The sequence below is a fragment of the Demequina zhanjiangensis genome (assembly GCF_030418315.1).
GTDB classification, from domain to species: domain Bacteria; phylum Actinomycetota; class Actinomycetes; order Actinomycetales; family Demequinaceae; genus Demequina; species Demequina zhanjiangensis.
In genome coordinates this window covers 378975-390727 of sequence record NZ_JAUHPV010000002.1, presented here as the reverse complement: position 1 = coordinate 390727, position 11753 = coordinate 378975, and the positions used below count along the sequence as shown (strand labels likewise).

Below are 11753 nucleotides of genomic sequence, written 5' to 3'. Positions count from 1 at the left end.
GGATGACGCACGACGCGAGAGAGAAGGGTCCATGACCGCACACGTCCGTGGAGCTCTCCTCGAAGGGTTGGTCGTCGGAGCGATCTGGGCCTTCTTCTTCCGCACCTCCTTCATGTGGGTGCTCACCTTCGCGCTCGCGTGGACCGTGGTCGCTGTCTTGAGGCGGCGATGGTGGGAGAGCCGTCTGTAGACTCTGAGTGTCGCGCGCGCGGCGGCTTCTGCCGTACGGTGCGTGCCTCGTTCCCCGGATGCGGCGATGCTTCGTGCTCCGTCTGTGCTGGAACAGCCCCTTGGTTGCTCTCCGCGTAGGCGTCGAGTTGAAGCGAACCGGTTCACTGCGCGTCGCGGCGCCGCCTCGAAGTGTTTCGTGAGCGCAACCTCGGCGTTGCATGGACGAAACATGACCAGTCTACTTTTGTCATACAAGATCGCTCCGGAGAGCCGAAAAGTCGTTCTCAGGTCCGATCTTGTTACACGCAAGTGAACCTATCGATGGCGCAAAGCGTCACCAAGGGAGTGGACATGGCAACTCGGAACCCCCTGCAGCGCGCAGCTGCCGGAACGGCTGCGGTCGGTCTGGCAGTCGCATTGGCGGCCTGCACCTCAAGCGAAGGCGCGACCGACGACGGCGAGGGCGAGACTGCCGCTCCCGTCACGCTCGCCAACTCTCAGTGGCTGGACGCCGCACGCGGCGACGCGCTGTGGGACTCGGTCGCTGCCTACGAGGAGACCGGTCGCGGCACCGTTGAGCGGGTCGAGATCCCCAACTCGGAGATCGAGACGCGCCTCACCACCGAGCTCGGCTCGGGCGCCGGACCCGACGTGATGTTCGTGCAGGACACGGTCTTCCTGAACTTCGTGGACGCGGGCTTCCTCGCACCGCTCGACTCCGCGGTCGAGGGCGCGGAACTGAACGCCACGAACGAGGGCGGCGTCATCGACGGCGAGCGCCTCGGAGTCGCATGGCAGCGTGCGCCGTTCGGCTTCATGTACAACGCCGCCATCCTCGAGGAGGCGGGCGTCGAGGTGCCGACCAGCGTCGACGAGCTCATCGCCGCGGTCGAGACCATCGAGGCGAACACCGACGCCATCGGCTTCGGCGACCAGACCCCGCTCGCGGGCCACGGCATCTGGACCCAGGGCATCGACACCTGGACCTACGGTGCGGGCGGCGCCTGGGCGACCGAGGACGGCGAGCTGACCATCGACTCCCCGGAGAACGTTGCGGGCTTCGAGGCGATCAAGCAGATGCAGGACGCCGGGATCTTCGCCTCCGACGACTTCGACACCATGCGCATGATGTTCGCGCAGGGCCAGGTCGCGATGATGTCCGACCACGCAGGTGGCGCGCTCATCTCCTCGCTCGAGGGCGTGGTCGACCCCGCCGACATCGGCGTGGCCCCCAACCCGATGCCGAACCCCGGCTACCACGAGCAGCTCTACGTGGTCGTGAACCAGAACAGCGAGAACCTCGACGCGGCCCTCGACTTCGTGTCCTGGCTCGTGAGCGAGGAGGGTCAGCTGAGCGTCCGCGGAGCCAGCGGCGCCGACCCGCTCGCCACCGACGTGCCGATCTCCGACGAGTACGCGGCGCAGTACCCCTGGGCCGAGGGCTTCCTCGAGATCGGACAGACCACCACCGGTCGCCTGATCCCCGGCCACGAGATGCAGACGAGCCAGATCATGCAGACGATGCTCGAGAACCTGCAGCTCGTGCTCAGCTCCGACGTCACGTCGGAGGAGGCTCTCGCGACGGTGCAGGCGGAAGCTGAGGCACTCGGCTGATCATGACAGCCACAGCCAACCCCCGGGTGAGCCGGAGCCCTAGGCTCCGGCTCACCCGGGCCCTCCGGGGAGTCGCCACTCCCGCAGCACTGCTGATCGCACCCATGGTGCTGCTCGCCTTCATGGTGTTCTGGCCGCTCCTCCAGCAGATCTGGATCAGCCTGACCGACGCGCGCCTCACCAATCCCGGTGGTGGCTCGTTCGTCGGGCTGGAGAACTTCGAAGCACTCATGGCCGGCACCGCGCTGCCCCAGGTGCTCGCCAACACCCTCGCCTACACGCTGGGGTCCACCGGCCTGGCGCTCGTGATGGGCACGCTCGCCGCCCTCGTCGTGAACACCCGCTTCCGAGGCCACGGCTTCGTCAAGGGAGTGCTCGCCTCGCCCTGGGCCATCCCGCCGGTCGCCGCAGCCTCGATCTGGCTGTGGATGTTCAGCGAGTCGCGCGGCATCTTCAACCGCATCATCGAGGGCGCCGGAGGCGAGCCCGTCGCATGGCTGACCTCCGAGCCGTGGGCGATGGTCTCGGTGATCCTCGTGACCGCGTGGCAGTTCGCGCCCCTCGTCATGCTCGTCACCCTGTCCGCGCTGAAGTCCGTCCCCGACGAGGTCGCAGAGGCGTCCCGGGTCGACGGCGCGTCGGCCGTCGCCACCTTCACCTGGGTGGTGTGGCCCCACATCCTTCCCACGTTCCGCCTGCTCGGGATCCTCCTCGTGATCGAGAGCCTGCGCCGCTGGGACATCATCGCCGTCATGACCGGAGGAGGACCCGTGATGTCCACCAGCACGATCGTGGTCGCCATCCAGCGTCAGGCGTTCCAGTACCAGGAGGTCGGGATGGGAGCCGCCTACGCGATGATCGGCATCACGCTCGCCGTCATCTTCGCGCTCGCCTACCTCATGGTCGAACGCCGAGCAGAGAAGAGGAACGGCCGATGAGCGCCCACTCGCCGCGCCGCAAGCGCTCGCCCTGGACGATCCTCGTCGCGATCGTCCTCACCGCAGTCGTCGGCTTCCCGATCTACTGGATGCTGAACACCGCGCTCAGCAGCCAGCGCGTCCTGTACACGGAGCCGCAGCCGCTCCTGCCTCAGCTGGGCAACTGGGAGGAGCTCGCCGACGACCTCGACGGCGTCCCCGTCGTCTCGATGCTGAGCAACTCGGCGATCATCGCGATCGGCACCACGGTGCTGACGATCCTGCTCGCCACGCTCTGCGCCTACGCGCTCAGCCGCTACCGCTTCCACGGGCGAGGACTCGTGTCCTTCCTGCTGTTCTCCACCCAGATGGTGCCGCAGGCCGTGTTCCTCATCCCCATCTATGCGCTGTTCCTCGGGCTCGGGCTCGTGAACAATCTGTGGGGGCTCGTGCTGGTGAACGCCGCCTTCGCCCTGCCAGTGTCGACCTTCATCATCAAGGTCGGCATGGACGGCATCCCGTACGAGCTCGAGGAGGCCGCGCGGGTCGACAACAGCCCACCGCTCGGCACCCTCACCGCAGTGCTGCTGCCGCTCGTGCTCCCCTCGATCGCGGCGGCCGCGGTGCTCGCCTTCTTCGCAGGCTGGGGCGAGTTCATGTACGCCGCGACGTTCGTGACCGGTCGCGAGATGTGGCCCGCGTCCGTCGGTCTGTCGGTCCTCGCGGAGCAGCCCAGCTCGTCGATGCCCGCGATCATGACCGTCGCGACCCTCTTCGCGGCGCCCGCCGTCGTGTTCTTCCTCCTCGTCCAGCGCCACATCGTCTCCGGCCTCACCGCCGGCGCAGTGAAAGGTTGATCGTGCCTCAGCTCCAGTTCAGCTCCGTCGCCAAGTCGTATGGCGACACCCAGGTGCTCGAGCCGTTCGACGCGAGCGTCGACAGCGGCGAGTTCCTCGTCCTGCTCGGCCCGTCCGGCTGCGGCAAGTCCACCCTGCTGCGCATGATCGCGGGCCTCACGGAGATCACCTCCGGCGAGCTGCTCTTCGACGGCGAGACGGTGAACGAGTGGGACGTGCGCAAGCGCGACATCGCCTTCGTCTTCCAGTCGTACGCGCTCTACCCGCAGATGACCGTGCGTCAGAACATCGCGTTCCCGCTCGTCATGGACCGGATGAAGCCGTGGCAGCATCTCCCGATCCTCGGATCGATCATCCGCTCGCGGCTCATGCACCGCCCGGAGATCGCGGGCGAGGTGGATCGCATCGCCGAGCAGCTCAGCCTCGTGCCGTATCTGGACCGCCGTCCGGGCGCGCTCTCAGGCGGTCAGCGTCAGAGGGTCGCGCTCGCGCGCTCGCTCGTCCGCGACCCCTCGCTGTACCTGCTCGACGAGCCCCTGTCGAACCTCGACGCGAAGCTGCGCACCCAGATGCGCGTGGACATCACCGCCTTGCATCAGAAGGTGGGCAAGACGTTCGTCTACGTCACCCACGACCAGATCGAGGCGATGACGATGGCCACGCGGATCATCGTGATGGACCACGGGCGCATCCAGCAGATCGGCACGCCTGACGAGGTCTACGACAACCCCGCGAACACCTTCGTCGCGACCTTCGTCGGCTCGCCCGCGATGAACCTCATCTCGCCCGACATCGTCGCCGCGCACCCGACGGCGTTCGAGCCTGGGATCGCAGCCTCCGGCGCGATCGTGGGAGTCCGTCCCGAGCATCTGATGCTCGCCGACGAGGGCGCACCGGGCCTGCCGGTGACCGTGGAGGTCGTCGAGCGCACCGGCGCCGAGGCGATCATCGCGTGCCAGCCGCAGGGTCAGGAGGGCGATGAGTCCCGCATCCTCGTCCGTGCCTCGCACACCCAGCGACGCGTGATGGGAGAGGCCTGCGTGCTGCAGCTCGATCCCGCGCACGTCTCGCTCTTCGACGCCGCCACCGGCGTGCGCGTCCCCCAGACCTCGACCGTCGGCTGAGCCACGGTCCCACTGAAAGGAACACCTTCACTCATGACTGATGTCATCCGCGTCACCGCGACCGGCCGAGCCTCCGGCTACATGCCCGAGTTCGTCGCGCGCGAGTTCGGTCACTTCGAGAACCACGACGTCGAGGTGGAGACCATCGTCCCGCACGACTGGGAGGACGTGGTCACCGGGATCGCGTCCGGCGAGCACGACCTCGCGCTCGGCGGAGTCTGGGTGCCTGCGATGTACCGCGGGCACGGGCGGGAGATGGTCGTCACCGGCCAGATGTGCCACCGCGCTGCGTTCGCGCTCATCTCGCGCGACGAGCCCACCGGGCCGTGGCTCGAGCAGATCGACGGCAAGGCGATCATGGTGCCCGGCCGCGGCGGTGCCAGCGGCGGGATCTACCTGGACATGTGGCTGCGCGAGAACGACATCGATCCTGCGCGCGCGCGGATCTCGCACGACCTGACCGACGCCATGATGGGTGAGCTCTACCACGGCGGCTTCGGTGACGCGCTGCAGGTCGGGATCGTCGAGGCGAAGACCTGGGAGAGCAAGGGCCACACGGTGGTGCTCGACCTCCTGGAGGACGGTGGCGACATCCCGTGGAGCGTCTACTACACGACGCCTGAGACGGTCGCCGCGAAGGGCGACGCGATCGCGCGGTTCAACACGGCGCTCGAGGAGGCGATGGCCTTCATGAACGGGACGCCCGCCGCCGAGTTCGTCCCGCAGGTCATGAAGTGGTACCCCGGCGTGTCCGAGAGCCACCTGATCGCGTCGATCGAGCGGATGCGCGCGCTGCGCATGTGGACGGGCACGCGCCTGCGCGAGGACACCTACATGCGTTGGCAGAACGGCGTGGTGCGTGGCGGCCTGCTCGACTCTCCGGTCTCGCTTCGCGACATCGCCGTCGACTTCGCGCGGGTCGACTGAGATGCGCATCCTCGTCGTCAACTGCAACACCTCGGACGACGTCACCGATGCGATCGACTCGGGAGCCCGCGCGGCCGCATCGGCGGGCACCGAGATCCGGACCATCCAGCCTGCCTGGGGTCCCTCGTCGGCCGAGGGCTTCCTGGAGAGCTTCATGACCGCGGCCGCGGTGATCGACGCGGTGTCCCGTGAGACCGCGTTCGATGCTGTCGTCATGGCCGGCTACGGCGAGCACGGCAGGGAAGGCGTCCGTCAGCTCGTCGAGGTCCCCGTGGTCGATGTGACCGAGGCGTCGGCCTACCTGGCGGCGCTCGTGTCCGATCGGTTCGCAGTCGTCACGACCATGAGCTCGACCATCCCGGGCATCCGCGAGAGCCTCCACACGGCGGGTGCGTTGAGCCGATGCAGCGCCATCTCGGCGACGGAGACCCCTGTCCTGTCGATCCACGCCGACTCCCCGGCAGCGGTCGAGGCGCTCGCTGAAGCGGCGGCGCCGCTGATCGAGGCGGGCGCCGATTCCGTGGTGCTCGGATGCGCAGGCTATGCGGGCTTGGACCGCGACCTCGAGGCTCGCCTCGGCGTGCCCGTGCTCGACGGGGTCGCCTCGGCAGTCGCGGTCGCCGAGGCTCTCGTGAAGCTCGGCAAGCGGACCAGCAAGCGTGGCCCGTTCGCGCCGATCGACCCTCGTAAGAAGTGGATCGGGTGGTCACCCTTCCCCGAGGCTGCGGCGACAGGGGTCGTATAGTTGCTCGACGTGGAAGATTCTCGCGACGCCAGTGTGATCGCTGCGGCCCCTCCCTCGGCGTCGTCACCGGACGGCGGTGACGTCCCTCACGGCGCCCTGCGTGACTGGATCTATGGGCGCATCCGCGAGAACGTCATCACTGGCGAGTACCCGCAGGGCATGCGCCTCAACGAGACGCGTCTGAGCGAGGCGTTCCATGTGTCGCGCGTGCCGCTGCGGGAGTCGTTCCACACTCTGACCCGCGACGGGTTCATCGACCAGCAGCCTCGGCGGAGCGCCGTCGTGACGCGGTGGACCGCAGACCGCGTCGACGAGCTCTTCGACGTGAGGCTCGGCATCGAGGTGGCGGCGACCGGCCTCGCTGCGCGCCGCCTCTCGGGCTCGGATGCCGTCGCACCCCTGCGTCGCATCGTCGACGAGGAGCAGAAGGCGACGGATGAGGGCCGCATGCTCGACGTCGCGGAGGCCAGCGCGCGCCTGCACACGGAGATCGTGGCGATGACGGGGAACGAGCTGATGAGCAGCCTCATGAGTCAGATCGCCCAGCGCATGACCTGGCTGTTCTACCTCACGTCCGAGCGGGACCCCGTGAAGGCGTGCGCGGAGCATCATGAGCTGATCGATGCGATCGCGTCGGGCAATGAGGCGCTTGCCAGGTCGATCGCGCATGCGCACATCGAGAAGGGGCGCACGCCCACTCTGGCCGTGCTGGACCTCTGAGCCTCGGCTCTCCGGCGGCGATGGTGGGAGAGCCGTCGGTAGACTCGCGACCGTGATCGTCCTTCTCGTCGGCAACGGGGCGCGTGAGCACGCGCTGGCCCGTGCGCTCCACCTTGACCCGTCCGTCACGCAGCTTCATGCCGCCCCGGGCAACCCGGGCATCGGCGAGCTCGCGACCCTGCATTCGATCGACCCGAACGACGGTATGTCCGTCGCCTCGCTCGCCGCTCTCGTGCACGCCGACCTTGTGGTCGTCGGCCCTGAGGCGCCTCTGGTCGCGGGTGTGGCCGACGCGGTGCGTGCCGAAGGCATCCCGGTGTTCGGGCCCAGCGGTGACGCCGCGATGCTCGAGGGCTCCAAGGCCTTCGCCAAGGAGATCATGGCGGCCGCCGACGTCCCGACGGCAGCGCCTCGCGTGTGCACCACGGCCGACGAGGTGGCCGCCGCGCTCGACGAGTTCGGTGCGCCGCACGTGGTGAAGGACGACGGTCTCGCTGCCGGCAAGGGCGTCGTCGTCACCTCGGATCGCGCAGAGGCGTTGGCCCACGGCACGGCGATCGTCGACGCGGGCGGCCAGGTGGTGGTCGAGGAGTTCCTCGACGGCCCCGAGGTGTCGCTGTTCGTCGTCTGCGACGGGACGAGCGTCGTCCCTCTGCAGCCCGCGCAGGACTTCAAGCGTGCCTACGACGCCGACGCCGGACCCAACACGGGTGGCATGGGCGCCTACACGCCGCTTCCCTGGGCCCCGGCAGACCTGGTCGACGAGGTGGTCCGCACGGTCGCGCAGCCCACGGTCGACGAGATGGCCCGCCGCGGCACCCCGTTCGTCGGCATCCTCTACTGCGGCCTGGCCCTCACGTCGAAGGGCGTGCGCGTCGTCGAGTTCAACGCCCGCTTCGGTGACCCCGAGACGCAGGTGGTGCTCGCCCAGCTCGCGACCCCGCTCGGAGGCGTGCTGATGGCCGCTGCCGAGGGCCGGCTCGCTGACCTGCCTCCGCTCGAGTGGAAGGACGGGGCCGCCGTCACGGTCGTCCTCGCCGCCCACGGCTACCCTGCCGATCCGCGCAAGGGCGACCGCATCACCGGTATCGCTCAGGCCGAGCGCGTCGACGGTGTCCATGTGCTTCATGCCGGCACTGCCAAGGACACCGACGACCACCTGGTCGCCTCGGGCGGTCGCGTCCTGTCCGTCGTCGGCGAGGGCGCGGACCTGAACGAGGCCCGTGCCAAGGCGTACGAGGGCCTCGCGCACATCGACCTGCCCGGCTCGCACCACCGTTCCGACATCGCCGCGCGCGCCGCCGCCGGCGAGAACCTCCTGGAGGGCTGATGCCCGGACACGTCGTCCCGCCCACCGCCCCCGAGCTGCCGGGCTGGCGGCACGTCTACTCCGGGAAGATCCGCGATCTGTATGAGCCCGTCGAACCTCATCCGCGGGGCGACGTCGTCCTGGTCGTGGCGAGCGATCGCATCAGCGCCTACGACTGGGTCCTCCCCACGGAGATCCCCGGCAAGGGCGGCATCCTCACGGGTCTGAGCCTGTGGTGGTTCGACCAGGTGGCGGACATCGTGCCCAACCACACCGTCGAGGCGCCCGTGCCGGCCGAGGTCGAGGGGCGCGCGATGGTCTGCAAGCGGCTCGACATGTTCCCCGTCGAGTGCGTGGCCCGCGGCTACCTCACCGGCTCCGGCCTGGCCGAGTACCAGGAGTCCGGCACGGTCTGCGGCATCCCGCTGCCCGATGGGCTGGTCGACGGCTCGCGTCTGCCCGAGCCGATCTTCACCCCCGCCACCAAGGCCGAGGTGGGCGAGCACGACGAGAACGTCAGCTTCGAGGTGATCGTCGATCAGATCGGACGCGAGGACGCCGAGGCGCTGCGCGACCTCACGCTGGCCGTCTACTCGCGCGCGCACGAGATCGCCGCCGAGAAGGGCATCATCCTCGCCGACACGAAGTTCGAGTTCGGCCGCACCGCCGACGGGCAGATCCTGCTCGCCGACGAGGTGCTCACCCCCGACTCGTCCCGCTTCTGGCCCGCCGCCGACTGGGAGCCCGGCCACGCGCAGCCCAGCTTCGACAAGCAGTTCGTCCGCGACTGGCTCACGTCGGCCGAGTCGGAGTGGGACAAGAAGTCCGACGCGCCGCCGCCCGCCCTGCCCGCCGAGGTGGTGGAGCGCACCCGTCAGCGCTACGTCGAGGCGTTCGACAGGCTCGCCAAGCACTGACGCGCCCGCGGCGGTACCTTCCTGTCAGGGGTGGTCACCAACGTTCGAGGGGGAGCAGTGCGTCGTCATTGCATGAGGGTTCTTCGTGTGTGGCCTGCGGCCGTGATGGCGAGCCTGGCGCTTGCGGGTTGCGGCCTGGGGTCAAGCGAGGTGACCTACGACGAGCACAGCGATCACGGCGCTCCAGGCGAGGTGCTTCGGGTCGAGGCCGGAGTGCTCTACTACCCGGCGTGCGGCAACGAGATCCTTCAGTGGGAGGGCGGGCCCCTGTACCCGTTCACGCCCGCGAATCTCGACGAGTTCCCGGACGACCCCATCCCGGGGTGGGCGGACGCCTCCGCCTCTGCCGGCTCGGACGTCGCAGTGGTCTCAGCCGCCTACCTTCCTGCGGTCGTCGCGCCAGGGCTGGGGGACGACGTGGGGACGCTCGTGACGTACGAAGGCGCACTCGCGTACTGGGAGTCGGACTCTGGCGACCTCTTCACCTGGCTGACGCGGGACGAGATCACCTACGCGTGGATCTGCTGAGCGTGGCGTAGCGGTAGGTGGGCCGGAGGTCGCCTCGGTCTAGGCGTGGCTCTCGGTCTGCAGCTCGCGCTTCTGCACCACCGCGACCGACGGGACACCCCACCCGCGCGTGAGCGACAACACGCGCAGCGCGAGGATCACCACGAGCGGGACCCAGAACACCAGCTCGGGTGCGAGGCCCCATGCCCACAGCGCCCAGTAGACGACCGCGCCCCCGAGCGCCGCCGTCGCGTACAGCTGGCCGTTCCAGAACACCTCGGGCACCTGGGCGGAGAACAGGTCGCGCAGGATTCCTCCTCCGACGCCGTTGGCCACTCCCACGATCATCGCGGCCACGGGGTTGGCGCCCAGGTCGAGCGCTATCCCCGTACCGATCACGACGAAGATCGCCAGGCCCACCGCGTCGGACAGCTCGACGATCCGGTGGCGCGCGAAGGCGCCCAGGTCTCGTCGCCGCGCGAAGGGCGCGATCGCGAGGGCGACGCCGATCGCGACCACCACGAGCGTCGGATTCTCGATCCAGAAGACCGGCTGCTGGAGCAGCAGGTCGCGCAGCGTGCCTCCGCCCACGGCCACCAGGCTCGCCAGGACGACGGCGCCCACCAGGTCCATCCGGCGTCGGCTGGCCGCGACAGCGCCCGAGATCGCGAACGCGACGGTGCCCACATACTCGAGCACCACGCGGAGCGTGACGAGCGCGCTGGCGAGGATCGCGTCGGTGTCGACGGCGGTGACAAGGTCGATCATGGTCTCTCCGTTCGGGCGGCGATCCAGCGTACTCGGCGGTGTGCCTCACGCCGACGCGGTGGTGCGCCCGCGCGGCCGATCGCCCCGCAGCGCCCACCGGTCCACAGGTTCTCGCGCCCGAGTGTCGAACACTGCTACGTTCATCCTCTGCGCGCGACCGGCGCGCGACCTACGTCCTCGGGGGGCCTCATGCGCGCACGCGCCGTCATCAGCACCATCACCGTCGCGGCGTTCGCCGCCGTCCTCTCGGGATGCTCGGTGATCGACAGCTTCACGCTGCAGGAGTTCGAGGTCGGACAGTGCCTCGACACCTCGGGCGAGGTGGCGGAGACCGAGGGAGAGGTGGGGCACTTCCCCGTCGTGGACTGCGGTGAGCCGCACGACGCCGAGGTCTACGCGGTCGTCGAGAGCGCCGAGCCGGAGTTCGACATCGACGCGATCGAGCAGGAGGCGGACCTCGCCTGCTACGAGGCCTTCGAGGGCTACGTCGGCCTTGCCTGGGAGGACTCCGAGCTCTACTACTCCTTCGTCTACCCGTCGAGCCAGACCTGGGATGACGGGGACCGTCAGATCGCATGCCTGCTGATCGTCGACGGCCAGACCGGCTCGCTCAAGGACTCAGGGATCTGATCCCGTGCCCGGCCCGGACCGCCGCGGCCGACGCCTTGGTAGCGTCGGCCGTGTGCACCGGGACCGGGGGATGAGGACGCGGGGCTCGCAGCTGAGCCGCGGTCCGCTCCTCGGTCTTGCGGCCATCGCGCTCCTGCTCACGGCGTGCAGCGGCGCCGAGGAGCCGGACACGCCTCTCCGCGAGCTCACCGTGGGAGAGTGCGTCGACTTCGGTGCCGCGGTCGCGTCGGACGACGGCACGGTCGGCGGCGAAGGCACGAGCGCGCTGCCCCAGGTGGACTGTGCGCAAGAGCACGACGGCGAGGTGTACGCGGTCAGCGAGAGCAGGCTCGACGGCTTCGACGAGGACGCTCTCATCGCTGAGGCGGACGAGCTCTGCTATGCCGAGTTCGAAGGGTACGTCGGCACGCCATACGGCGACTCCACCCTGTACTACTCGATCGTCTACCCCACCGCTTCCACGTGGAACCAGGGCGATCGCATGCTCGCGTGCGTGCTCGTCGCGGAGACCCGGAGCACAGGCTCAGCAGCGGGCTCCGGCTTGTAG

Annotated in this window: 14 protein-coding genes; 13 read left to right on the top strand and 1 reads right to left on the bottom strand. The window is 69.1% G+C overall.

Features of this window, described 5'->3' with window-relative positions:
* The first annotated feature begins 31 nt into the window (after positions 1 to 31).
* The 11 genes from QQX04_RS04490 to QQX04_RS04440 all read left to right on the top strand — a co-directional run bounded on the left by QQX04_RS04490 (position 32) and on the right by QQX04_RS04440 (position 9829).
* The gene (locus QQX04_RS04490) at positions 32 to 190 is read left to right on the top strand and encodes a hypothetical protein (protein WP_301126654.1); all 159 of its coding nucleotides are present in this window, start codon (positions 32 to 34) and stop codon (positions 188 to 190) included.
* A gap of 332 nt (positions 191 to 522) precedes the next feature.
* Positions 523 to 1785 carry an ABC transporter substrate-binding protein gene (locus tag QQX04_RS04485; protein WP_301126652.1) on the top strand — a complete coding sequence of 421 codons (1263 nt, stop codon included), beginning with the start codon at positions 523 to 525 and terminating at the stop codon, positions 1783 to 1785.
* Positions 1786 to 1787: 2 nt separating this feature from the next.
* Positions 1788 to 2723 (top strand): carbohydrate ABC transporter permease, encoded by a 936-nt coding sequence (locus QQX04_RS04480; protein ID WP_301126650.1) that lies wholly within the window; start codon positions 1788 to 1790, stop codon positions 2721 to 2723.
* Complete coding sequence (locus QQX04_RS04475) at positions 2720 to 3559, top strand: carbohydrate ABC transporter permease (protein WP_301126649.1); 840 nt, start codon at positions 2720 to 2722, stop codon at positions 3557 to 3559. Before QQX04_RS04480 ends, QQX04_RS04475 begins: the two co-directional genes overlap by 4 nt.
* Before the next feature lie 2 nt (positions 3560 to 3561).
* The gene (locus QQX04_RS04470) at positions 3562 to 4683 is read left to right on the top strand and encodes an ABC transporter ATP-binding protein (protein WP_301126647.1); all 1122 of its coding nucleotides are present in this window, start codon (positions 3562 to 3564) and stop codon (positions 4681 to 4683) included.
* 33 nt (positions 4684 to 4716) lie between these two features.
* Complete coding sequence (locus QQX04_RS04465; RefSeq protein ID WP_301126645.1) at positions 4717 to 5610, top strand: ABC transporter substrate-binding protein; 894 nt, start codon at positions 4717 to 4719, stop codon at positions 5608 to 5610.
* A 1-nt stretch (position 5611) separates the two neighbouring features.
* The gene (locus QQX04_RS04460) at positions 5612 to 6355 is read left to right on the top strand and encodes an aspartate/glutamate racemase family protein (RefSeq protein WP_301126643.1); all 744 of its coding nucleotides are present in this window, start codon (positions 5612 to 5614) and stop codon (positions 6353 to 6355) included.
* 9 nt (positions 6356 to 6364) lie between these two features.
* A complete protein-coding gene (locus QQX04_RS04455; RefSeq protein WP_301126642.1) occupies positions 6365 to 7075 on the top strand; it encodes a GntR family transcriptional regulator in 711 nt (236 codons plus the stop codon).
* A gap of 52 nt (positions 7076 to 7127) precedes the next feature.
* Positions 7128 to 8405 (top strand): phosphoribosylamine--glycine ligase, encoded by a 1278-nt coding sequence (gene purD, locus QQX04_RS04450; RefSeq protein WP_301126640.1) that lies wholly within the window; start codon positions 7128 to 7130, stop codon positions 8403 to 8405.
* The gene (locus QQX04_RS04445) at positions 8405 to 9301 is read left to right on the top strand and encodes a phosphoribosylaminoimidazolesuccinocarboxamide synthase (RefSeq protein ID WP_301126638.1); all 897 of its coding nucleotides are present in this window, start codon (positions 8405 to 8407) and stop codon (positions 9299 to 9301) included. Before purD ends, QQX04_RS04445 begins: the two co-directional genes overlap by 1 nt.
* A gap of 72 nt (positions 9302 to 9373) precedes the next feature.
* Positions 9374 to 9829 (top strand): hypothetical protein, encoded by a 456-nt coding sequence (locus QQX04_RS04440; RefSeq protein WP_301126636.1) that lies wholly within the window; start codon positions 9374 to 9376, stop codon positions 9827 to 9829.
* Positions 9830 to 9868: 39 nt separating this feature from the next.
* Here QQX04_RS04440 and QQX04_RS04435 read toward each other — a convergent pair whose 3' ends face one another.
* Positions 9869 to 10576 (bottom strand): trimeric intracellular cation channel family protein, encoded by a 708-nt coding sequence (locus QQX04_RS04435; protein ID WP_301126634.1) that lies wholly within the window; start codon positions 10574 to 10576, stop codon positions 9869 to 9871.
* Between the two features lie 189 nt (positions 10577 to 10765).
* Here QQX04_RS04435 and QQX04_RS04430 point away from each other — a divergent pair, with 189 nt between their 5' ends.
* Positions 10766 to 11206 (top strand): septum formation family protein, encoded by a 441-nt coding sequence (locus QQX04_RS04430; RefSeq protein WP_301126632.1) that lies wholly within the window; start codon positions 10766 to 10768, stop codon positions 11204 to 11206.
* A 70-nt stretch (positions 11207 to 11276) separates the two neighbouring features.
* On the top strand, positions 11277 to 11753 hold the full coding sequence (locus QQX04_RS04425) for a septum formation family protein (protein WP_301126630.1): 477 nt from the start codon (positions 11277 to 11279) through the stop codon (positions 11751 to 11753).